The sequence below is a fragment of the Bacillus halotolerans genome (assembly GCF_004006435.1).
Classification (GTDB): domain Bacteria; phylum Bacillota; class Bacilli; order Bacillales; family Bacillaceae; genus Bacillus; species Bacillus halotolerans.
Genome location: NZ_CP029364.1, coordinates 1635209 through 1658137 on the forward strand (window position 1 = coordinate 1635209; position 22929 = coordinate 1658137).

The window sequence follows — 22929 nt, forward strand, 5'->3', positions numbered from 1 at the left end:
TCTTTTTCATTATACTCACTCATAAAACCAAGCGAAAGAAATCTGATTGCCTCTTCTCACAGTATCCTCCAAGTAACTAGTTGACTTCAAAGTGCCTACTTCTCAGCTAAAGAGGGAACCTATAGAATGAAAAATAATTCGAATAAGGGAGTGGATCAACAATGGAATTACAGCTGGCATTAGACCTAGTAAATATCCCGGAAGCCATCGAGCTTGTCAAAGAAGTGGAACAATACATCGACGTGGTTGAGATCGGAACACCGGTTGTCATTAATGAAGGCCTTAGAGCCGTTAAAGAAATAAAAGAAACATTTCCGCAATTGAAGGTCCTGGCAGACCTGAAAATCATGGATGCCGGCGGATACGAAATTATGAAAGCGTCGGAAGCTGGAGCTGACATCATCACCGTTTTAGGGGCTACAGACGATGCAACAATTAAAGGCGCAGTAGAAGAAGCCAAAAAACAGAAGAAGAAAATCTTAGTGGACATGATTAACGTGAAAGATATTGAATCCCGTGCGAAAGAAATTGACGCACTCGGTGTTGACTACATCTGCGTCCACACTGGTTATGATCTTCAAGCAGAGGGCAAAAACTCTTTCGAAGAATTAACGACCATCAAAAATACCGTAAAAAACGCAAAAACCGCAATTGCGGGCGGCATCAAACTTGATACACTGCCAGAAGTGATCAAACAAAACCCTGACCTTGTCATTGTTGGGGGCGGAATTACAAGCGCAGCCGATAAAGCAGAAACAGCTTCAAAAATGAAACAGCTTATTGCCCAAGGATAAATAAAATGAAAACGACTGAATACGTAACGGAAATTCTCAATGAATTACACCGTTCAGCGGCTTATATTTCTAATGAAGAAGCTGATCAGCTTGCCGATCACATTCTTTCGTCCAATCAAATTTTCACTGCGGGCGCGGGGCGGTCTGGCCTGATGGCAAAATCCTTCGCGATGAGATTGATGCACATGGGCTTTAACGCTCATATTGCCGGTGAGGTTCTCACTCCGCCGCTCCGCAAAGGAGACCTCGTCATTATCGGCTCAGGATCAGGCGAGACAAAGAGCCTGATCAATACAGCAGCCAAAGCAAAAAGCTTACACGGAATTGTTGCCGCTTTAACCATCAATCCGGATTCGAGCATTGGAAAACAATCGGATCTCATCGTCAAAATGCCTGGCTCTCCTAAAGACCAGTCAAACGGAAGCTATAAAACGATGCAACCAATGGGTTCATTATTTGAGCAAACATTGCTGCTGTTCTATGATGCAATAATTTTAAAACTCATGGAGAAAAAAGGACTCGATTCTGAAACCATGTTCACTTACCACGCAAACCTTGAATAGCGTCACACAGCCGGCCTGGAGATCAGGCCGGTTTTAATATCCCCTAAAATAAAACTTTACACCCAAAAACCCGATAAGTAATATGACCTACAAACAAACAGAGGGAGGAATTATGTTGAAAAAACAAATAAAGCTGAAGCTTGGAACTAAAATTCTCAGCTTGGTCTTCGCAGTTATTCTATTGTTTTCTCTATCAGTCGGCGCCGTAATGCTAAAAGACATTACAAGCAGCATGAAAAAAATGGCCACTGAAAAAGCCAAAGGCGATCTTGCTTTAAGCAGCACGTATATTGATGACGTGATTTTAGGGAACTGGGAGGTAAAAAACGATAAGCTGTATAAAGGCGAGACACAAATAAACGGAAATGAAGAAATTGTTGATCTGCTTGGCAAAAAAACAGGTGATACCGTAACGATTTTCCAAGGAGATACTCGGGTCGCAACCAACGTAATGAAAGACGGCGAAAGAGCTGTCGACACTCAAGCTTCTGCTGAGGTCACTGACGCTGTTTTAAAAAACGGGAAGCAATTCTACGGACAAGCAGATGTGGCAGGCTCCTCTTATCAAACAGCATATATGCCCTTAAAAGATAAGGAAGGCAACATTATCGGTATGCTGTATACAGGAGCCAATCAAAGCATTTTAGCATCGCTTACCCAATCGCTGTTCACTCAATTCGCTATCGTTCTTGCTGTAGTTATTATTATATCTGTCATCCTTGTTTTGCTTTTCACCAGAAGAATCAACCGGCGGCTGAACGTATTAAAATACGCCTTTGAAAGCGCCGGAAACGGAGATATGACAATAGAAGTTTCAGACAAGTCCGCTGATGAGTTAGCAGAACTGAGTGTCTACTATAATAAGATGAGAATGAAGCTGAATCAGACAATCCAAACGGTACAGCAATCCGCCCTTCAGCTTGCATCAGCCTCTCAGCAGCTTTCAGCCGGAGCAGAAGAAACCAATCAAGCCTCCGAAAAGATCACAGAAGCTGTTCAGCAAATTGCAAACGGTGCCAAGCATCAAATCACACGAATCGAAAACAGTGAAAAATCACTGGAGCAAACAACAGCTGACATACGGCATATTTCTTCAAATACTGCTGCCATTGCTGAGAAAGGACAGCTTGCGCAATCAAAAGCAGACATTGGCCAAAATGAAATTTCAAATGTTCAGGCACAAATGGATACCATTCACCATTCGATTGAAAAAAGCGGAGAGATCATTCAGCAGCTGGACGGCCGTTCTAAACAAATTGAACAAATTTTATCCGTTATCACCCAAATTGCCGATCAGACAAACCTGCTTGCTCTTAATGCAGCAATTGAAGCTGCCCGAGCCGGAGAACACGGTAAAGGCTTTGCCGTTGTTGCTGATGAAGTTCGCAAATTAGCAGAGGAATCTCAACGGTCTGTCGGACAGATTTCCAAATTAATCGCTGAGATAAAAAATGATATGACTGAATCTGCGCAGTCTGTTGAACATGTGAAAACAGAAGCTGCTGAAGGTGTAAACATGATTCACCGCACCAGAGACGCATTTAAAGAAATTGCAGCCGCAACAGATGAAATCACTGCGGAAATCAGCGATTTATCAGCATCTGTTACCAACATTTCAGCAAGTACGCAAAAAATCAATGAATCCTTTGCCGCCAATACAACAGACATTAAAGAATCAACAGAGAGTACCCGGCAGGCGGCAGCTTTAACAGAAGAGCAATTTGCCGCTATGGAAGAGATTACTGCAGCCTCAGAAACGTTATCTCAATTGGCTGAAGAGCTTACCGGTATCATAAGCCAATTTAAAATGATTGATCAACCTTAAAACAGCCTATAATCTAGTATCAATATTTCAATTTGATAACGTTATTTTTTTAAAAATGAATATTTCGATCTGCTAAAATTACGATTTCTGCAATAAACCTAAGGCAAAACAAAAAATTTTAATCTTTACACCCAGCCCTTTCTGCATTACTCTTGGAGCAGTTTTAAAGTTGCTGACGCGGGAGGTGATCATCACGAATGGACATTATAAAAACTTTACTTCTCGTAATAGTCGTCATAGCAGCTGCAGCTGTTGGCCTGATTAAGGGAGACTTTTTCTCAGACGATCAAAAAACGTCTCAAACAGAAGAATATGACGAAACACTGGCCTTCCCTTCTGAGCGTTACCCTGAGACAGCAAATCATATCAAGGACGCAATAAGTGAGGGGCATTCAGATGTGTGCACCATAGACAGAGACGGAGCTGAGGAACGCCGCGAACAATCATTAAAAGACGTACCTTCCAAAACAGGGTATGACCGAGATGAATGGCCAATGGCCATGTGCAAAGAAGGCGGTGAAGGGGCTTCTGTAGAATATATTTCTCCCGCTGACAATCGCGGCGCAGGCTCCTGGGTCGGGCATCAGCTGACCGATTACCCTGACGGCACAAAGGTTTTATTTACGATTCAGTAAACAGTTAAAAGAGGAGGAACAGCACATTGATCAAATCATGGAAGCCGCAAGAACTGACGATTTCATATCATCAATTTACTGTATTTCAAAAGGGTTCCGCACCGCCAGTCATCGATTGGACAGATGAAGCAATTGAAAAAGGATATGCGGAAGCGGACGAAGCCATTTCGTTTGAGGCACAGCGAAATTCAAAGGTATATATTCTTTTGCGCCTTAACAGTTCAGAAACAGTAGCATCCTATGAAAAAAAAGTGACTGTTCCTTTTCACGTCACAAATGACGGAATTGAAGTTGAAAGCATCATGTCCAAACGGCTCTCCTTTGACCTTCCTAAAGGGGACTATCAATTTACATGCTACACTGTACCGGCTGAGCTGTCAGATCTGCATGCTGACACTTACATCATTGATGCTGTTTCAGTCTAATGAAAAGCCCTGAGAGGAATACTCTCAGGGACTCTTTATATATTTGCTCCATTTTTCTTAATAACGTCCTGATACCAATAAAAGCTTTTTTTCTTCAATCGGTTCAAGTCATGTTCATTCTCTTCGTCACGATTCACATAAACAAAGCCGTATCTTTTTTGATAACCGTTCAGCCAGCTTAACAGATCAGTAAATGACCAGCTGCAATATCCAATCAAATCGACTCCATCACTAATGGCCTGTCTGCATTGCTCAAGATGCGATTGCAAATAATCAATTCTATAATCATCATGTATAGTGCCGTCTTCAACTTTATCGAATTCTCCTAAACCGTTTTCTGTAATAAACACAGGAAGCTGATAACGTGTCGTAATACGGCGAAGCCCGATACGCAATCCTACCGGATCAATCGTCCAATCCCAGTTGCTCGTTGTTAGGTTCGGGTTTTTCTTAGTTTTAAATAGTCCCGGCATCCCTGTTTCCTGATTGGTCCCTTTTTGTCCCGTCGTATTCATTTTCCCTTCTGAGACACCGTCGAGCGGATTTCGTTCGTAAGTAATCGTTTGATAATAGTTGACACCTACAAAATCCGGCTTCCCTTTGGCAAGCAGCTCCATATCACCCGGTTCGACTGTCGGCGCCCACCCCTGTTTTTCTAAATAGCGGAAAGGAATTTGCGGGTAGGTTCCCCAGCAGTACATGTCCAGCCACCAATTATTCATAAATTCTTCAGCATTTTCAAATGCCGTAATGTCCTCTGGATGACTGGTTAAAGGGTATGCGGGAGAATAAGCAAAGCTTGGTCCTATTTTGCCTTCGGGCACATATTTTCTGAAGGACTCAATGGCTTTCGCATTTGCCAGAAACGCAATATGATTTGCTTCGTAAAATCGTTTTCTGTCCTTCACGCCAGGCGGATGCATAGCTGTTAGAAAGCCGTGATTAAAATTGTAGTTTTGTTCATTTAACGTTACCCAATATTTCACTTTCTGCCCAAAGCGTTTATAAAGAGTAATGCAGTAATGATTAAAATCCTCTATGATGTTTCTCGACTCAAATCCGCCATACTCGTCCATAAGCGCCTGAGGCAAATCCCAGTGATATAAAGTCAAAACCGGCTCAATGTTATGAGAAAGCAATTCATCAATCAGGTTATCGTAAAATGCCAGACCGGCTTCATTGATTTCTCCTTTTCCTTTTGGAAAAATACGCGGCCAGCTGACAGAGAATCGATATGCCTTCAGCCCCATCTCAGCCATCAGAGCGACATCTTCCTTATAACGGTGATAATGGTCAACTGCAACATCACCATTGGTGCCCTTAAACGTTTTGCCGGGGATTTTCGTAAACACGTCCCATACAGAAGGGCCTTTGCCATCTTCGTTCCAAGCTCCTTCAACCTGGTAAGCTGCTGAAGCCGAGCCCCATAAAAAATGTTTCGGAAAAGATTCTGGATGTTGATGGATCATTGTGTTAATCACTCCTGAAATATTTGATAAGCCTATCATAGGCTATGAAACGCGTTTCATAGCAACACGATGTTAATCCCGGAACAGCTCAGCTAATATTTTCTCTCTTTGTTCAAGAAAATATCTGGTTAACTGGACGTGTTCAGTGCTTTCGTATTCTGTATGATGAATACTGCCCCCGTCAAAGCTGAAAATGTCAGCATTCGGATAACCCAGCAAAATTGGAGAGTGAGTGGCAATGATGAACTGTACATTTCCGCCTTTCACTAAATCGTGTATGACTCTCAAAAAAGCTAACTGCCGTGAGGGAGAAAGAGCAGCTTCAGGCTCATCTAAAAGATAAATGGCTTTTCCTTTAAAACGATGTTGGAACAGCGACATAAAAGACTCACCATGCGATTGCTTGTGCAGCGGCCTTCCGCCAAAGGAGAGATATGGCTGCGGAGCATCCCGTTCCACTTCATCAAGATGAAGAGAAAGCTGATAAAACGATTCTGCTCTTAAGAAAAAACCATTTGTGATCTTAGGTAGCCATGATAAACGTATGTAATCTCCCAAATGAGAGTCTGACTCCTGCAATTCATAGATATTATTACGGCTGCCGCCCGCTGTATTAAATTCACACTTATCAGCAATTGCTTCAAGCAACGTTGATTTCCCCGAGCCATTTTCCCCGACAAAAAAAGTCACTTCTCTGGTAAATGAAATGTCGTGTAATTGACTTACAGCAGGGATAGTGAATGGGTATCTGTTAAAGGACGGGATCTTATCTCTAAGGAGTGTTACTCTTTTTAAAAACATAGCTTCTCCTCTCGCGTTAAATGAATATATGAAGTAAAATCTTTTGATCCATAAGAATGCGTTCTCATATTCCAAATTATATATTATATTGTCAGTATATTCTTTTTAACGGTAATGAAAAAGCACCCAACCTTAATTGGATGCTTACAGCCTAATGTCTCTTTTCAAATTTATGCGGATGAGGATGAGGCTTCGGAACAAAGCCGTTTTGTTTCATCATTTCAAAGTGTTTGACCATGTGATTTTTGATGTGATCTCCTCTTTCTTTAGGCAGAACTCCGTATTCTACATACTTTGAGATGACATCCTTGCGTTTTTTTAATATGTCTGCTTCCAGTTGTTCAATTTCTTTCTTTTGCTGTTCAGTCAGTGTAACGTTTGCAGGCGGCTGCTGATTCTGTTTTTCCGCTGCTTCAGCTGTGCCAGTTAAAGAAATAACAGCCGCGGCAATGAGCATTCCGATGATATTGACTTTCACTTTTTTCATCCAGTTTATTCCTCCTAGCTTTTTTCATATATTTTGCTTCTTTTTGGTTTTTTATGTATACAAAATAAAAAGAGCGAACCACTATTCGCTCTTTCTGATCTGTTCGTCCGTATATAGTTCTTCTTCTCCCGGTGATGCGTAAGTCACGTATGTTCCTGCGATAAAATCATGCAGCGTCCGTTTGTCTTCTCTCAGCCCAATCATAAAAAGGCTGACAATTAAGCCAAGCCCGAAGGTTATGCCGTAAACCAGTCCGGCAATGATGACTCGCATAATCATGGTTACCAGGCCGACCTGTGACCCGTCTTTTTTTACGATTCTGATTCCGCAAATCCTTTTTCCGATGAGATAGCCTTGCCAAAATACCGGCAGCAAAATAGAGTACAGCAAAACGACCAGGCTGATGATCATGCTGTCGTTCGGGTCTTTTCCTGTGATCAGCCAATAGATCAACAAAAGGGGCACCGAGACAATAATGTAATCCAGTAATGAAGCTCCTAGTCTGATCTAAAATCCGGCCGGTTTATAGTTCTTCATGTAACTCCCCCATTATGGTTTCAATATGACTTTGATGTTGCCGTCTTCTTTCTTATCGAATATATCATATGCTCTAGGGGCATCAGCAAGACTTAATTTGTGCGTAATGATATCAGTAGGATCAATTTCTTGCTGATCAACCATTTGATACAGCATCGGCATCAGATGAATGACCGGTGCCTGTCCCATTTTGACAGAGACATTGCGGGTGAAGAAATCGCCGAGCGGAAAACCGTCCGCTTGAGAAATATATGCCCCTGTCAGCTGAACTGTGCCGAACTTTCTGACTGCTTCAGACGCGGTGAGAATCGGGCTGATGGTTCCGAATTGGTTCGGTTTTTCAGACGCTTTTTCTTTCGAAAGCGGGGTCCCGTCCATTCCGACACAATCAATAACGACATCCGCTCCGCCGTCCGTTTCATCATAAAGAAGCTTCCCGATCTCATCATGTTCTGTAAAGTTGAACGTTTCCACGCTGTTTGTCCGTTTTGCATGCTCCAGTCGATGAGGAACTTGATCAACGGAGATGACGCGTTTCGCTCCCTTCATCCAAGCGAATTTTTGCGCCATTAATCCAATCGGCCCCGCTCCCAGAATCAAGACGGTATCGCCTTTTTTCACTCCGCTGTGCTCCACGCTCCAATATGCTGTCGGCATCACGTCGGATAGAAACAAGACCTGTTCATCCTTAAGCTCACTGTCGGCAGGAACTTTGAAGGATGAAAAATCAGCAAACGGCACCCGCAAGTATTCAGCCTGTCCTCCGGGAAAATTGCCGTTATCTTCAGAGAAACCAAATAAACCGCCGGCATCGGTATGCGGGTTTGGATTTGATTCGTCGCACTGGCTCTCCATTTGATGCTTGCAATAAAAGCATTCGCCGCACCCAATGTTAAACGGAATCACGACACGATCGCCTTTTTTTAGTGATTGAACCTCGCTTCCGGTCTCTTCAACTACTCCCATCGGTTCATGTCCGATAATATAATCCGGCGCAGCCGGAATCCCGTTTTTATACAAATGTAGATCAGAGCCGCAAATACCTGTTGCCGTAATGCGGATAATAGCATCTCTTGCATCCTGAATCCGGGGAGCTTCAACCTCTTTCACTACCACATGCTCTTTCCCTTGGTATGTCAGTGCTTTCATCCTTGGCCAACTCCTTTTTTATGACTCCTTCCCTTCCCGGCTGCTTTTAAACTCGCAGCTTCATTTGTATACACAATTCGAACTTTTTGAAAACGCCATCAACATATTGCAACCCCTTATGTTCAATGCTATCTTTTTAGTTGATTAACAGATTGGGGGAAACATAGGTGAAATCATGTAAACAATCAAAAGCCGTTATCTTTAGCTTTACAATGGCTTTCTTTCTTATATTGGCAGCCTGTTCCGGCAAAGATGAAGCCGGTTCCAAGGATACAGGCTGGGAGCAGATCAAAGAAAAAGGAAAAATCGTCGTTGCTACGTCCGGCACACTTTATCCTACGTCCTATCATGATACCGATTCAGGTAAGGATCAACTGACAGGCTATGAGGTTGAAGTTGTTCGAGAAGCGGCTAAGCGTCTCGGGCTCAAAGTCGAGTTCAAGGAAATGGGCATCGACGGGATGCTGACAGCGGTGAACAGCGGCCAGGTTGACGCTGCCGCCAATGATATAGATGTGACAAAGGACCGCGAGAAGAAGTTCGCGTTTTCTTCTCCTTATAAATATTCATATGGCACAGCCATTGTCCGAAAAGATGATTTATCAGGGATTAAAACACTGAAAGATTTAAAAGGGAAAAAAGCGGCTGGCGCAGCGACAACTGTCTATATGGACGTTGCCAGAAAATACGGCGCCCAAGAAGTCATTTATGATAACGCGACCAACGAGCAGTATTTAAAAGATGTTGCCAACGGCCGCACTGATGTCATCTTAAATGACTATTACCTGCAGACACTGGCACTCGCGGCATTTCCGGATCTTAACATCACGATCCATCCTGACATCAAGTACATGCCGAACAAACAGGCCCTTGTCATGAAAAAAAGCAATACTGAGCTTCAGAAACAAATGAACGAGACGCTGAAAAAGATGAGCAAGGACGGCACTTTGACAAAGCTGTCGAAACAATTCTTTAATAAAGCGGATGTATCAAAGAAACTGGATATCGACGTTCAAGACGTTGACCTGTAATCAGACGCCATGATGTACAGCATTCAGTGGGAATATATTTTCAACACACAGCTGGCGATTGAATCGTTTCCTTATGTCATAAAGGGTATAGGGTACACGTTGCTTATTTCTTTTGTCAGCATGTTTGCGGGAACGGTAATCGGGCTGTTTATATCGCTCGCCAGAATGTCTAAGATTGCCCTGCTGAGATGGCCGGCGCGTCTCTACATTTCTTTTATGCGCGGCGTTCCGATTTTGGTGATCCTGTTTATCCTTTATTTTGGAATCCCTTATATCGGCATTGAATTTTCTGCCGTTACGGCCGCCTTGATCGGCTTTAGCCTCAACAGCGCCGCTTATATTGCGGAAATTAACCGTTCAGCCATTTCATCCGTTGAAAAAGGGCAGTGGGAAGCCGCATCCTCGCTCGGTCTTTCCTATTGGCAGACGATGAGGGGCATCATTTTGCCGCAATCGATCCGTATTGCGCTGCCTCCGCTCGCCAATGTATTGCTCGATTTGATCAAGGCATCCTCGCTCGCCGCGATGATTACGGTGCCGGAATTGCTCCAGCATGCGAAAATTATTGGGGGCCGAGAGTTTGATTACATGACCATGTATATTCTGACCGCGCTCATTTATTGGGCCATCTGCTCCGTTGCGGCGGCTTTTCAGAATATCCTTGAGAAGAAATACGCACATTATCTTTAAACAAACGTTTCATTAAAAAAAGCCGCTCCGCAGGAGACGGCTTTTTCCTATTGATTCAGCTTCCATTTAAATGGATCTTCAAACAGCGACCAATCGGAATCAAACTCATATTCAGTCAGCAAACATTGATCCAGCTCCTTCGTAATGGCGTCTTCATCCAAGTCTGTTCCGATAAACACCAGCTGCGTCAGACGATCGCCGAATTCCGGGTCCCAATCCTCTAATATTTCCGGCTCCTGCTGTTTGATTTGCTCCTGCTCAAGCTTCGGCATTGCCGCCACCCAATAAGATACCGGCTCAATCGTTACGGACGGGCCGGCTTGGGACATCAGAAGAGCGAGGCTGTTATGCGATGCGCACCAGACAATACCTTTGGCGCGGACAACATTTTTAGGCATTTGATCCATCCAGTGATAAAAGCGCGTTGAATGAAATGGCAGCCGTCTTTTATAAACAAATGAAGAAATGCCGTATTCCTCGGTTTCCGGGGTATGGGCTGCATGGCCTGCCGTCAGCTCTCTTATCCAGCCGGCAGATCCGCTCGCTTCCTCGAAGTTAAATAGCCCCGTATGTAAAATCTCCTGCGGCTTGACGTTCCCTTTGACAGCACGAATGAATGTAGCCCTTGGCTGCAGGGTGCGAAGGACTTTCTCAAGCTGTTCAAGCTCTTGCTCGCTGACTAAATCACATTTATTTAAGATCAGAACATCGCAAAACTCAATTTGATCGATTAACAGGTCGGCAATTTCTCTTTCGTCTTCTTCCCCAAGTGCTTCTTTGCGGTCCAGAAGGCTGTCACCCGACTGATAGTCATGCCAAAAACGGTTCGCATCGACCACTGTCACCATCGTATCTAACTCACAAAACTTGGTGAGATCGATTCCCAGCTCTTCGTCAATATAAGAAAATGTCTGGGCCACCGGGATCGGTTCGCTGATTCCCGTCGATTCGATTACGATATAATCAAACCGTCCGTCTTTTGCCAGCTTCTCCACTTCGACTAACAAATCCTCGCGAAGTGTGCAGCAAATGCAGCCGTTTGACATTTCCACTAGCTTTTCATCTGTTCTGGAAAGCCCGCCTTCCTGCTTGACCAGCCCCGCGTCAATGTTTACCTCGCTCATGTCATTTACAATAACGGCTATTTTTAAGCCTTCGCGATTTTGCAAAATGCTGTTGAGCAGTGTTGTTTTTCCCGCGCCAAGATAGCCGCTTAGTACTGTAACCGGAATTTTTTTCATTGTGATCACACCCTCTCAAAATAGAATCATTACGATTTAAATGCCGTATGTGTAATGGTGAATGCCGCTTTTCGCGCCCCAGAAATATTTCTCGCTGTCGGCCCGATTTCAAGTTCCGCAAAGGCACCCATCACTTATAACCCGTTCCCCCATTGCAAATCCTTGCCGACAATCGGAAAGCCGCAGCCGGCAAAAGGCAATTGCTCTGCTTGCGCTGCTTTTTGAACCCACTCGAATCGGCTGATGTCAGAGGCAAAGCCTGTTGCCAGCGCGATATGATCGAATGTGTATGACGATTCATTTTTCTTCAGCTGTATCTGCAGCCGGCCGTCAGCTGTTTTTTGACATGATATCACTTCATCCTGAATGACCTTTATTCTGCCCTCTTCTCTATAAACAGCAAGCTTTCTTGAGATGTCCTTCGGGAAGGAGCCGCGATGTCTGGCGTTTATGATCCATTGCCTTCTCTTTTGGTAGTCTGGCGTTTTGCTGAATCTTTTCATATACTTCGGGCCAAGCCAGCCCGGATCACTGTCAAAATCATAGGTGCGGAACGGATGCCTCACGAACATCGTCACGTCGTGCCCGTCATCTGAGAGCTTTATGGCGTAATGAGCCGCCGTGATCCCTCCGCCCACAACTGCCGCTTTTACGCCTTCCTGTTTTAACCCTTGCACATCCCTGTCAAACACATGATAAATGCCGTCATTCTGAAATGGCTGTGCCCACTCCGGCCAGCAAGGCTGTTGTGAAAAACTCATGGCTAGCACAACTCTTTCGCCCCTGATTGTTTCGGAGGGATCTGTCCTCACTTCCCACAATCCGTTTTTTCTTCTCAAGTCTGTCACCATGCCTGTCTTCCACGCCTGATCAATATGGATCTCATCCAATACAGTTTCACAATGCTGATTAAAAAGCGATAAAGAGGGACTCTTATACCTCCCGAAAAATACCTCCGGCCACTGGCTTTTATCCGCATACGTTTGCAGGCTGAACGGCTCGGTATCCATGTGATGGACCGATGGAGAGCGTAAATCATTCATCCGAATGCGGGCCGTATTTCGCTTCCAGCACTCAAGGGGCTGTTCATGAGGATCAATGACCGCAAGATCCTGGATAGGCACCTTTCCGCTCTTCACCAGATGCACAGCCAAGGTCGACCCTTGAATTCCGCCGCCGATGATAAGCTATTTATACATAGGAGTAACTCCTTTCCGAACAAAACGTAATTATTACGATTTAAATCGTATGTTCTTTTTTCCTTTTTGTCAACTGCTTTCTATTCAGCTGATCACAACTTTTGTGTGTTCAGGTATGTTTTCCTATATCCATTTCGCATCTGGAATGGATAGTCTGATACAGCCATGGGATGCTTTTGTCCCTAATTTTTTTGCTTCCTTTTCAATGACTTTTTTGTCCTTTGTCATGGGTACGCTGTGAAAAAGAAATTCTCCATGGTTTTTCCATGAGACCCAGTATTCCGCCCCTTCCTGATATCCTTCAGAGAAAAACCATTCTCCCCGTTCAGGCTCGATATGAAATGTGCCTTTCGGTGTGGAATCATCATGGGTTTGATCGAGTCCTGATGAAACGATCATGGTATAGATGGTTTTGCTTCCGGCATTGATATAAGCCTTCTGCTGTTTCACGTCCACATCAATCCAGACATTTTTCAGCTGCTTGATATCGGGGTATTCTCCGCCGGAAGGCTTTGTCCAATCAATGCTTGTTTTCTCTGCCGCTATGTGTTTGTCTGTTTTCTTCATTTGAGATTCTGCTATCTCTTCCGCATGATAAGAACAGGCTGACAGCAGAATTGCCGGCGCAAAAACAGCAATTAATAAGAATGACAGTTTCATAGACATTCCTCCTGTTTCGAAAACCTAAGCTTCGCATAGGCATCGTGCAGATGAATTGATTCTTCATTTCTGCATTCAATATCAAAGGCCGACACCCATTCAAGCTCATATAAGTCTGCTGCAATGAGACGGGCCAGATCCTCAACAAATCTGGGATTTTCATATGCGGTTTCCGTTACGGCCTTTTCATCCGGCCGCTTTAGCACCGGGTGCAGTCTCGCGCTGGCATTTGATTCTGCAACGTGAAGCAAATCGGCTTTTACATCGACTGGGAGCAGTGCCGTTGGATGAATATCGGCCAAAATGCTGACCGTTCCCCTCTGATTGTGGGCACTGTATTCACTGATTTCCTTAGAGCAAGGGCAAAGAGTCGTTACTTTCGCCGAGATACCGGCCCGCTGTTTAAACGGCTGATCTTCGTGATAGGTGACAGACATCAACATCTCAGCATGCATCAGCCCCGCTTTCCCAAGCATTGGACTCTTTCTTTCGAAATACCATGGAAACCGCACTTCGACGCAAGCCGAGATTTGATCCATGTTTTCTGCAAGCTCTTTCGTAAATTGCTGAAGAGAAGAAAATGTGAGAATCCAGCCGTTTTGATGATAGCGTTGGAGCTGCTCTGTTAATCGGCTCATATTGATGCCTTTCTGATTCCGCTGCAGGCTGGCGGTCATGGTAAAATTCGCTGCTGTCGTTTGCTGACAAGGCTTCATCGCTGAGGCAACAGTGACCGGGTGAGACACATTGGTGACACCTACTTGCTGAATATCAAAAAAATAGTCTTTTCTGATATTCTGAAGATCCTTCATGTTCTCCTTTTCCACAGGCTTTTGCCCTTTCACGGGACTGACCGACCCAAAATATTGAAGACGCTCCGTTTTTTCCGGGAGCAGAATGTGTTGTTCCAATCAGAAAACTCCTTCCGTTTTAAATCGTAATAATTACTATTTATTCTGATCGGTTCACGAGTTAAAATCAAGAGAAAGTTGAAAACAGCAAAAAAAGACACGCGCAAGCGCGTGTCTCCCATCCAACATCAAACATCCGCCGGGCTGCTTTCCGCGCTCCAGCTTTTTCTCCAGTAATATCCTGCGGCAATCACAAGCACAAACGCCAGCAATGCGATACAGGAAAACGTGATAAATCCGATGGCATATGTGCCTGTCATCTGTTTTAATGACCCTAAAATGTTTGGCAGAAAGAAACCTCCGATGCCTCCTGCTGCGCCGACGATTCCCGTCACCATTCCGATTTCTTTCCGGAAGCGCTGCGGGACGAGCTGAAACACTGCTCCGTTGCCCATTCCGAGTCCCATCATTCCGACAAATAAAAGGATGATAACCATTGAAAGAGACGGCAGACTGCTGACTCCGGCCATGCAAAGAGCCACGATGACAAACAGAACAGAAAGAACCTTCGTGCCCCCGACTCGATCGGAAATCCAGCCCCCTACAGGCCGGAAAAAACTGCCCGCTGCTACACATAATGTGACGAAATCTCCCGCGTGAATTTTTGACAGCTGATATTGATCAACGAAGAATATCGCCAAAAAGCTGGACAGCCCGACAAACCCTCCAAAAGTAACGCTGTACAGCAGACAGAAAAACCACGTTTCCTTCTGTCCGAACACCTGCAAGTAGTTTTTGAGCGGCTGCGGCGCCGGTTGTTCAGGAGAATTCTTCGCCATGAAAACAAACAGAATAAAGACGATGATCAGAGGAAGAAGCGCAATTCCCATCACACTGTGCCAGCCGAACTGCTCTGCAAGCCGGGGGCCAAACAGTGTCGCAAACAAGGTGCCGCTGTTACCCGCACCCGCTATTCCCATCGCCAGTCCCTGCAAATGAGGCGGATACCACCGGCTTGCCATAGGAAGCGCAACAGCAAAGCTCGCGCCGGCCACGCCAAGCAGAATGCCGATCGCGTAAAGCTCAGTCAGCGTACGGCCGCCAAAAGTTCCCCAAAGCAGCGGGATCATCGTCACCAGCATTCCGGTCACAGCTGTTTTTTTCGGCCCGATTCTGTCCGTTAATACGCCTAATATGATCCGAAACACAGATCCCGATAAAATCGGCACAGCCACGATAAGCCCTTTTTCAAAGGGAGACAGGCCAAAATCCTGAGAAATATAAACACCAAGCGCCCCAAGCATAACCCATATCATAAAACTTACATCAAAGTATAAAAACGAGCAGAGCAAAGTGGACGGGTGACCGCTTGTTTTCAGTTCCAACAGCTTCATAACATTCCCCTTTCTTGACTCTATAAAAATTTCAATTTTCTGAATCAAGAATATATGACCTTATTTTTTCGGAAAAGACATGTGTAAGCTAATGTGACACGTTTAATGCGTTAACTGAGCATTGTGCCATAATTTTTGATAGGAGAAAAACTTACAAGCTGAGGCAAAGGAGGTCTGGCAAATGAAGAAACAAAGATTAATTGTAGCAGGGAACGGAATGGCCGGAATTCGCTGTATTGAAGAAATATTAAAGCTTCATCGTGACATGTTTGAGATTGTCATTTTCGGCAGCGAACCGCATCCCAACTATAATCGCATTCTCTTATCCTCCGTTTTACAGGGGGAGGCATCGCTCAATGACATTGTGCTGAACAGCAGTGAATGGTACGCCAAGCAAGGCATAACACTTTACACAGGAGAAACAGTCGTTCAAATCAACACAGACTTGCAGCAAGTCATCACAGATCAAAAACGCAGCCTGTCCTACGACAAATTGATTCTGGCAACAGGCTCCTCCCCTCATATACTCCCCATACCCGGGACAGACAAAGAAGGTGTTTACGGCTTTCGGACAATAGAAGACTGCCAAGCTTTTATCAGCATGGCGGAACGTTATCAAAAAGCAGCGGTCATCGGCGCCGGCTTATTAGGCCTTGAGGCGGCTGTCGGCCTGCGGCATTTGGGCATGGATGTCAGCGTCATTCACCACTCTCCCAGCATTATGCAAAAACAGCTCGATCAAACAGCGTCTCGTCTGCTTCAGTCTGAGCTTGAACGAAAAGGCTTAACCTTTCTTTTAGAGAAAGACACAGCAACCATTACAGGAGGCCCACGGGCAGATGGTATCCGGTTTAGCGACGGCTCTTCGATAAAAGCAGACTTGATTGTGATGGCGGCTGGTGTAAGACCCAATATCCAATTGGCTGCATCAGCAGGAATCGCCGCAAACCGCGGCTTCATCGTCAATCAATTCATGCAGACGAGCAAACCGAATGTGTATGCCGTCGGGGAATGCGCCGAGCACAACGGAATGGTATACGGATTGGTCGCGCCTCTTTATGAACAAGGAAAAGTCCTCGCACAACACATCTGCGGCGCTCCATGTGAAGGATATCGTGGCTCTGCCCAATCTGCAGCCTTAAAAATAGCGGGAATTGATGTGTGGTCGGCAGGAAAGGTGCACGAAGACGCAGGCACGACGAGCATTAAGCTTCATGATGAACATGCCGGCTGCTACAAAAAAGTCCTCTTTGAGAACGACAAACTGGCTGGTGTAATTTTATTCGGAGACACATGTGATAAACAGCGGCTTCTCGACAGCCTGCTTAAACAAAGAGACATTTCCATTGTCAAAAAGCAGCTGATCGAACCGGATCAAAGCGGCATTTCATTTGCATCTATGCCTTCCGCTGAACCCATTTGCCAATGCAACTCGGTGACAAAAGGTTTGATTGAAGAAGCGGTGCACACGAAAGGCTTAACAACGGTCGAAGAAGTTAAGCAGTGCACAAAAGCATCCGGCTCTTGCGGAGGCTGCAAGCCGCTCGTTGAAGACCTTCTGAAATACATGGAAAGCAGCGAATATACAGAACCAGCCGGCCAGCCTTCGTTTTGCGGCTGCACTGATTTGACGGAAGATGAAGTCATCGCCGAACTGCACCGATGTCATTTCCCCGATCCTGCTGAGGCAATGAATCAGCTTGGCTGGAAAACGAAAAACGGCTGCCGCGTTTGTGTTCCGGCGCTTCACTATTACATGGAATTGTTGCAGCCTGGGTATATCCAGTCTCCTGAAACATCGCCCAAGGATACATGCACCCTCATTCCGCAAATGTACGGCGGGCTGACAAATGCAAAGGAACTCAGAAACATCGCAAACATCATCGAGACATACGGCATCCCCAATGTTTCAATAACTCACGGCCAGAGGCTGAAGCTTTCCGGAATCCGGCCGAATGACCTTGCAAACATCAGAAAAGAACTGCACATGCCAGTTTTCACTCATCAGCACCGCCGCTCGCTGCAAAGTGTCATAGCATGTACGTGCGGGGATGATCGCTCTATTCAAAAGCTGGCAAGCCACATCGAAAGACATACTGACGTGCTTTCCATGCCTGATCACATATCCATCAGCTTGTCGTGTGAAAAAGACTGCACCGCCGCAGCTATACAGGATATCGGCGCCATTCGAACACAAGAGGGCTGGGACATTTACACTGGCGGCATCCGGGGAGCGCATGCCCGTGCCGGAATGCTGTTTTGTGTGACGGATAGCGAAGAAAATACTGCCATTATGATGAAAGGCCTTCTTCAATATTATCGCGAAACGGCTCACTACGCGGAAGCGGTTCATCAGTGGATTGACCGCCTCGGCATCATTCATATCAGAGAGGTATTATTTGAACAGGATTTGCGTACGCAGCTGCTGGAAAACCTTCAAACTGACCTGTCATTGATACAAGATCAGCCTATACAGGCTGGCGCACTTAAGAAAGGATGAGGCATTTTGACTGAACGACTGCTTAGATATTTCCGCGAAAAACAGCAAGACGTCCAATCAGAAAAAACATACGACACCCAATGTCCGTTTTGCAGCATGCAATGCAAAATGCAGCTTGTGGAACAAACCGTCGTCACACGGAAAAAGTATACAGCCATCGGCATCGACAATCCCACGACACAAGGTCGTTTATGCATGAAAGGGATGAACGCCCACCAGCATGCCCTGCACTCCTCCCGCATCACCCGGCCGCTGCTCAAAAAAAACGGTGAGTTTGTGCCTGTTTCCTGGGCTGAAGCGCTGAACTATATAAAAGAGCAAGTCACCCTGATCCAAGACAAACACGGTCATGATGCGATGGCTGTCTACGGAAGCGCCTCGATTACGAATGAAGAGGCTTATCTGTTAGGAAAGTTCGCACGAGTCGGCTTACAGACAAAATACATCGATTACAACGGCCGGCTCTGTATGTCCGCCTCAGCAACCGGAGCCAACCAAACATTCGGAGCAGACAGAGGCTTGACGAATCCCTTAGCGGAAATCCCCCACACCCGAGTGATCATTTTGGCCGGCACCAATATCGCGGAATGCCAGCCGACCATCATGCCGTATTTTGAACAAGCGAAAGAAAACGGTGCTTATCTCATTGCCATTGACCCCCGGGAAACAGCGACGACCAAAATAGCCGACCTTCATCTGAAAATCAAACCCGGAACAGACGCAGCCCTTGCCAACGGTTTAGTCAAAATCATCATAGACGAACAGCTGATAAACGAAGACTTCATTCGCACGCGCACAAACGGATTTGATGAGCTCAAACAGCATACCGGCGCTTTAAATCTGGAAGACATCGCCGAGCAGACAAGTGTTCCTTTAGAGCAAATACGAAAGGCCGCTATGAAGTTTGCCAAGGAAACGTCCGGCATGCTGTTTACAGCCCGCGGCATTGAACAGCAAACCGACGGAACCGCAGCTGTGAAAGGCTTCTTAAATGTGGTGCTGATCACAGGAAAAATCGGCAAGCCTTACTCGGGCTACGGAGCGATCACCGGACAGGGCAATGGGCAAGGCGCCCGAGAGCATGGCCAAAAAGCAGATCAGCTTCCCGGCTACCGTTCCATCGAAAACGAAGAACATCGGGCTTATATTGCAAAAGTGTGGGGAGTCGATCCGGATGAGCTCCCGCGAAAAGGCGTCTCAGCCTATGAAATGATGGAAAAAATCAACGATGGAGACATTAAAGGGCTGTTTCTAATGTGTTCCAATCCAGCAGTCTCCAGCCCAAATGCCAACCTTGTCAAACAGGCGCTGTCGAAACTGACATTCTTTGTTGCGATCGACTTGTTTCTATCTGAAACTGCGAAATTCGCTGATGTCATTTTGCCCGCATCCTCTTACTTAGAAGACGAAGGCACGATGACAAATGTCGAAGGCCGCGTGACATTGAGGGAAGCGAGCCGCCCCTGCCCGGGAGAAGCAAAGCATGATTGGCAGATCATTTGCGAAATCGCGTCCGTTCTCGGAAAAGGCCGTTATTTTTCCTACACGTCTGCGGAGGATATCTTTAACGAATTGAGAGAAGCGAGCCGCGGCGGAATCGCCGATTATTCCGGCATCACATATGACAGGCTCAGACAAGAAGGCGGGATTCACTGGCCGTGTCCGGAGCCTGATCATCCCGGAACCGGGCGCTTATTTGAGGACTCATTTGCACATCCGGATCAAAAAGCGGCATTAAGTGTGATCCCAAACGAACCCGTTGTTCCAAAAGATAAGCCGACCGCCGAATATCCGTTGTTTTTAACGACCGGAAGGGTCATGTCTCATTATTTAACAGGTGTCCAAACGAGAAAAAGCGCCTCTTTGGCCGCAAGACATTTTGAATCATTTATGGAAATCCATCCGAAAACAGCAGCAGCCTACAATATCGAAGACCGCGTTCTCGTGAACATCGAATCTCCTCGCGGAAGCATCACCGTCCGCAGCAAATGGTCAGAACACATCAGAAAAGACACAGTATTTGTTCCCATCCACTGGGCGGATGCCCAAAACGTAAATGATTTGATTGGCGACAGCCTAGATCCAGCGTGTAAAATGCCCGGTTTTAAGGTATGCGCCGTCCGAGTCAGACCTATTTAAAATTTTCATAAAATTTTTAGAAATTTTCGTATTTTTTGTTACATTTTATAACATGCATCTTAAATATTTCTTTTTGCTGTGCTACGCTGAAAAAAACATTGATAAGGAGCGGATCATCTGATGGGAAAAAAACAGCTAGTTCTTGTTGGTAATGGAATGGCCGGGGTAAGGGCGATTGAAGAGATACTGAATGTTTCAAAAGACGAATTTCAAATCACAATTTTTGGTTCCGAACCGCATCCCAACTACAACCGAATCCTTTTGTCAAAAGTGCTGCAAGGCGATACAGATATCAAAGATATTACGTTAAACGATTGGAACTGGTACGAAGAAAACAATATACAATTGTATACCAATGAAACAGTTATTAAAGTGGACACCGAAAACAAAACCGTCATCACCGATGCAGACAGAATACAGCCTTATGATGAACTGATCCTGGCTACGGGTTCTGTCCCTTTTATCCTGCCGATTCCAGGTGCAGACAAAAAAGGCGTCACAGCTTTCCGGGACATAAAAGACACAGACACGATGCTCGCCGCGTCAAAACAATATAAAAAAGCAGCCGTCATTGGCGGAGGCTTGCTTGGCTTAGAAGCTGCGCGCGGTTTGCTGAATCTCGGTATGGAAGTCTCCGTTATCCATCTCGCTCCCTTCCTGATGGAACGCCAGCTTGACGCAACGGCCGGACGCCTGCTGCAAAACGAATTAGAAAAACAAGGAATGACCTTTCTGCTTGAAAAGCAAACAGAAGAAATTCTCGGAGATGACCGGGTCGAGGGCGTCAGATTCAAAGACGGCACAAGTGTTGAAGCCGATTTAGTCGTCATGGCCGTCGGCATCCGTCCGAATACAGCGCTTGGGGCCGAAAGCGGAATTCCAGTCAACCGCGGCATCATTGTCAACGATTATATGCAAACCGAAATCCCGCACGTTTATGCGGTCGGTGAATGCGCCGAGCACCGAGGAATCGCATACGGACTCGTGGCGCCGCTCTATGAACAGGCGAAAGTGCTCGCTAAACATATCTGCGGTGTTGAAACGAAACCTTATGAAGGCTCCGTTCTCTCCACTCAACTGAAAGTATCAGGAGTCGAGGTCTTTTCTGCCGGTGACTTTAACGAATCAGACGAGAAAAAAGCGATTAAGGTTTTTGATGAACAGGATGGCATTTATAAAAAAGTCGTGCTGCGAGGCAATCAGATTGTCGGAGCCGTTTTATTCGGCGACAGCAGTGAGGGCAACCGCCTGTTTTCGATGATTCAAAAAGAAGCAGATATCTCTGAAACCTCTAAAATCTCAATTTTACAGCCTCTCAACCAAGAAGCCGGCACAAGTCTGACCGCTGCCATGAGCAATGATGAAATCATCTGCGGCTGTAACGGCGTGTCAAAAGGAGCAATTATTCAGGCCATCCAGGAACAGGGCTGTTCATCAACAGATGAAATCAAAGCATGCACCGGCGCGTCCCGCTCATGCGGAGGCTGTAAGCCGCTCGTAGAAGACATCCTTCAGTATACGCTGGGATCAGACTTTGACGCATCAGCCCAAAAAGAAGCGATTTGCGGCTGTACCTCATTGTCGAGAGACGAGGTAGTCGAAGAAATCAAAGCCAAAGGGCTGTCACATACAAGAGAAGTCATGAACGTGCTCGGCTGGAAAACGCCAGAAGGCTGTTCCAAATGCCGTCCGGCTCTGAACTACTACTTAGGCATGATCAATCCGTCCAAATATGAGGATGACAGAACATCCCGCTTTGTTAATGAACGGATGCACGCCAATATTCAAAAAGACGGAACCTACTCTGTCGTACCGCGGATGTACGGCGGTGTAACCAACTCTCAAGATCTTCGCAAAATCGCTGATGTCGTCGACAAATACGAGATCCCGCTCGTCAAAATGACAGGCGGCCAGCGAATTGACTTGATCGGCGTGAAAAAAGAAGACCTGCCAAAGGTATGGGCCGATCTTGATATGCCGTCAGGCTACGCGTACGGAAAAACACTCCGCACGGTAAAAACATGTGTAGGCGAACAATTCTGCCGCTTCGGCACACAAGACTCCATGGCCTTAGGCATCGACCTTGAGAAAAAATTTGAAGGACTCAACACGCCTCATAAAGTGAAAATGGCCGTATCTGCCTGCCCGCGAAACTGTGCAGAGTCCGGCATTAAAGATCTTGGCGTTGTCGGCATCGACGGAGGCTGGGAGCTTTACGTCGGCGGAAACGGCGGAACCCATCTGCGTGCCGGCGACTTGCTGATGAAGGTGAAAACAAATGAAGAAGTCTTGGAATACGCAGGCGCTTATCTTCAATACTACCGGGAAACGGCAAACTACTTAGAACGCACGTCCGCATGGCTAGAGCGCGTCGGTTTATCCCATGTCCAAGATATTTTAAACGATCCGGAAAAACGGCAGGAGCTGAACGACCGAATGAATGAAACGCTCTCTGTCCGCAAAGATCCGTGGAAGGACTTCCTGGAAGATAAACAAACCTCTAAAGAATTATTTGAAAATGTCGTGACCACATCATAAT

General features: G+C 45.8%; 20 protein-coding genes. 10 read left to right on the top strand and 10 right to left on the bottom strand.

Going from position 1 to position 22929, the window contains the following annotated elements:
* The first annotated feature begins 161 nt into the window (after positions 1–161).
* The 5 genes from hxlA (at position 162) to DIC78_RS08250 (ending at position 4242) form a co-directional block, all read left to right on the top strand.
* The gene (gene hxlA, locus DIC78_RS08230; protein ID WP_003224929.1) at positions 162–794 is read left to right on the top strand and encodes a 3-hexulose-6-phosphate synthase; all 633 of its coding nucleotides are present in this window, start codon (positions 162–164) and stop codon (positions 792–794) included.
* A 5-nt stretch (positions 795–799) separates the two neighbouring features.
* Positions 800–1357, top strand: coding sequence for a 6-phospho-3-hexuloisomerase (gene hxlB / locus DIC78_RS08235; protein ID WP_101863966.1), 558 nt, complete (start codon positions 800–802; stop codon positions 1355–1357).
* Positions 1358–1469: 112 nt separating this feature from the next.
* The gene (gene tlpC / locus DIC78_RS08240; protein WP_127696000.1) at positions 1470–3182 is read left to right on the top strand and encodes a methyl-accepting chemotaxis protein TlpC; all 1713 of its coding nucleotides are present in this window, start codon (positions 1470–1472) and stop codon (positions 3180–3182) included.
* Between the two features lie 197 nt (positions 3183–3379).
* The gene (gene nucA / locus DIC78_RS08245; RefSeq protein WP_024120178.1) at positions 3380–3817 is read left to right on the top strand and encodes a DNA-entry nuclease; all 438 of its coding nucleotides are present in this window, start codon (positions 3380–3382) and stop codon (positions 3815–3817) included.
* Positions 3818–3843: 26 nt separating this feature from the next.
* Positions 3844–4242: a competence protein ComJ gene (locus DIC78_RS08250; RefSeq protein ID WP_127696002.1), complete on the top strand. Its 399-nt coding sequence runs from the start codon at positions 3844–3846 to the stop codon at positions 4240–4242.
* 35 nt (positions 4243–4277) lie between these two features.
* On the opposite strand, the gene DIC78_RS08255 is transcribed toward DIC78_RS08250, so the two are convergent.
* The 5 genes from DIC78_RS08255 to DIC78_RS08275 form a co-directional block, all read right to left on the bottom strand.
* Complete coding sequence (locus DIC78_RS08255) at positions 4278–5711, bottom strand: glycoside hydrolase family 1 protein (protein ID WP_127696004.1); 1434 nt, start codon at positions 5709–5711, stop codon at positions 4278–4280.
* A 72-nt stretch (positions 5712–5783) separates the two neighbouring features.
* A complete protein-coding gene (locus DIC78_RS08260; RefSeq protein WP_127696006.1) occupies positions 5784–6512 on the bottom strand; it encodes an AAA family ATPase in 729 nt (242 codons plus the stop codon).
* 151 nt (positions 6513–6663) lie between these two features.
* Positions 6664–6999 carry a YckD family protein gene (locus DIC78_RS08265; protein ID WP_095714430.1) on the bottom strand — a complete coding sequence of 112 codons (336 nt, stop codon included), beginning with the start codon at positions 6997–6999 and terminating at the stop codon, positions 6664–6666.
* Between the two features lie 81 nt (positions 7000–7080).
* Positions 7081–7506 carry an RDD family protein gene (locus DIC78_RS08270; protein WP_164848148.1) on the bottom strand — a complete coding sequence of 142 codons (426 nt, stop codon included), beginning with the start codon at positions 7504–7506 and terminating at the stop codon, positions 7081–7083.
* A 42-nt stretch (positions 7507–7548) separates the two neighbouring features.
* Positions 7549–8685, bottom strand: a complete 1137-nt coding sequence (locus tag DIC78_RS08275) for a zinc-dependent alcohol dehydrogenase (RefSeq protein ID WP_127696008.1) — start codon at positions 8683–8685, stop codon at positions 7549–7551.
* Positions 8686–8852: 167 nt separating this feature from the next.
* Here DIC78_RS08275 and DIC78_RS08280 point away from each other — a divergent pair, with 167 nt between their 5' ends.
* Complete coding sequence (locus DIC78_RS08280; protein WP_127696010.1) at positions 8853–9716, top strand: transporter substrate-binding domain-containing protein; 864 nt, start codon at positions 8853–8855, stop codon at positions 9714–9716.
* Positions 9717–9725: 9 nt separating this feature from the next.
* The gene (locus DIC78_RS08285; protein WP_127696012.1) at positions 9726–10406 is read left to right on the top strand and encodes an amino acid ABC transporter permease; all 681 of its coding nucleotides are present in this window, start codon (positions 9726–9728) and stop codon (positions 10404–10406) included.
* Positions 10407–10453: 47 nt separating this feature from the next.
* Here DIC78_RS08285 and zinU read toward each other — a convergent pair whose 3' ends face one another.
* The 5 genes from zinU to DIC78_RS08310 all read right to left on the bottom strand — a co-directional run bounded on the left by zinU (position 10454) and on the right by DIC78_RS08310 (position 15751).
* Positions 10454–11647 carry a zinc metallochaperone ZinU gene (gene zinU, locus DIC78_RS08290; RefSeq protein WP_095714433.1) on the bottom strand — a complete coding sequence of 398 codons (1194 nt, stop codon included), beginning with the start codon at positions 11645–11647 and terminating at the stop codon, positions 10454–10456.
* A gap of 134 nt (positions 11648–11781) precedes the next feature.
* Entirely contained in the window at positions 11782–12795 is a 1014-nt protein-coding gene (locus DIC78_RS08295; protein ID WP_240671142.1) for an NAD(P)-binding domain-containing protein, read from the bottom strand.
* Positions 12796–12969: 174 nt separating this feature from the next.
* Entirely contained in the window at positions 12970–13506 is a 537-nt protein-coding gene (locus DIC78_RS08300; RefSeq protein WP_127696014.1) for a L,D-transpeptidase, read from the bottom strand.
* Positions 13503–14417, bottom strand: a complete 915-nt coding sequence (folE2, locus tag DIC78_RS08305; protein WP_127696016.1) for a GTP cyclohydrolase FolE2 — start codon at positions 14415–14417, stop codon at positions 13503–13505. The genes DIC78_RS08300 and folE2 overlap by 4 nt, the downstream gene beginning before the upstream one ends.
* Positions 14418–14545: 128 nt before the next feature.
* The gene (locus DIC78_RS08310) at positions 14546–15751 is read right to left on the bottom strand and encodes an MFS transporter (RefSeq protein ID WP_127696018.1); all 1206 of its coding nucleotides are present in this window, start codon (positions 15749–15751) and stop codon (positions 14546–14548) included.
* A gap of 181 nt (positions 15752–15932) precedes the next feature.
* Here DIC78_RS08310 and nirB point away from each other — a divergent pair, with 181 nt between their 5' ends.
* The 3 genes from nirB (at position 15933) to nasD (ending at position 22928) form a co-directional block, all read left to right on the top strand.
* Positions 15933–18251: a nitrite reductase large subunit NirB gene (gene nirB / locus DIC78_RS08315; protein ID WP_127696020.1), complete on the top strand. Its 2319-nt coding sequence runs from the start codon at positions 15933–15935 to the stop codon at positions 18249–18251.
* Between the two features lie 6 nt (positions 18252–18257).
* Positions 18258–20390, top strand: a complete 2133-nt coding sequence (gene nasC, locus DIC78_RS08320) for an assimilatory nitrate reductase catalytic subunit NasC (protein ID WP_127696022.1) — start codon at positions 18258–18260, stop codon at positions 20388–20390.
* A gap of 120 nt (positions 20391–20510) precedes the next feature.
* Positions 20511–22928 carry an NADPH-nitrite reductase gene (gene nasD, locus DIC78_RS08325; RefSeq protein ID WP_127696024.1) on the top strand — a complete coding sequence of 806 codons (2418 nt, stop codon included), beginning with the start codon at positions 20511–20513 and terminating at the stop codon, positions 22926–22928.
* Position 22929: the final 1 nt, after the last annotated feature.

Bases quoted from the DNA above. Each gene is read 5' to 3' on its own strand.
- DIC78_RS08265 (WP_095714430.1), bottom strand. From the start codon at position 6,999: ATGAAAAAAGTGAAAGTCAATATCATCGGAATGCTCATTGCCGCGGCT.
- DIC78_RS08285 (WP_127696012.1), top strand. From the start codon at position 9,726: ATGATGTACAGCATTCAGTGGGAATATATTTTCAACACACAGCTGGCG.
- DIC78_RS08310 (WP_127696018.1), bottom strand. From the start codon at position 15,751: ATGAAGCTGTTGGAACTGAAAACAAGCGGTCACCCGTCCACTTTGCTC.
- tlpC (WP_127696000.1), top strand. From the start codon at position 1,470: ATGTTGAAAAAACAAATAAAGCTGAAGCTTGGAACTAAAATTCTCAGC.
- zinU (WP_095714433.1), bottom strand. From the start codon at position 11,647: ATGAAAAAAATTCCGGTTACAGTACTAAGCGGCTATCTTGGCGCGGGA.
- DIC78_RS08300 (WP_127696014.1), bottom strand. From the start codon at position 13,506: ATGAAACTGTCATTCTTATTAATTGCTGTTTTTGCGCCGGCAATTCTG.
- DIC78_RS08255 (WP_127696004.1), bottom strand. From the start codon at position 5,711: ATGATCCATCAACATCCAGAATCTTTTCCGAAACATTTTTTATGGGGC.
- nucA (WP_024120178.1), top strand. From the start codon at position 3,380: ATGGACATTATAAAAACTTTACTTCTCGTAATAGTCGTCATAGCAGCT.
- DIC78_RS08260 (WP_127696006.1), bottom strand. From the start codon at position 6,512: ATGTTTTTAAAAAGAGTAACACTCCTTAGAGATAAGATCCCGTCCTTT.
- hxlB (WP_101863966.1), top strand. From the start codon at position 800: ATGAAAACGACTGAATACGTAACGGAAATTCTCAATGAATTACACCGT.
- nirB (WP_127696020.1), top strand. From the start codon at position 15,933: ATGAAGAAACAAAGATTAATTGTAGCAGGGAACGGAATGGCCGGAATT.
- hxlA (WP_003224929.1), top strand. From the start codon at position 162: ATGGAATTACAGCTGGCATTAGACCTAGTAAATATCCCGGAAGCCATC.
- DIC78_RS08275 (WP_127696008.1), bottom strand. From the start codon at position 8,685: ATGAAAGCACTGACATACCAAGGGAAAGAGCATGTGGTAGTGAAAGAG.
- nasD (WP_127696024.1), top strand. From the start codon at position 20,511: ATGGGAAAAAAACAGCTAGTTCTTGTTGGTAATGGAATGGCCGGGGTA.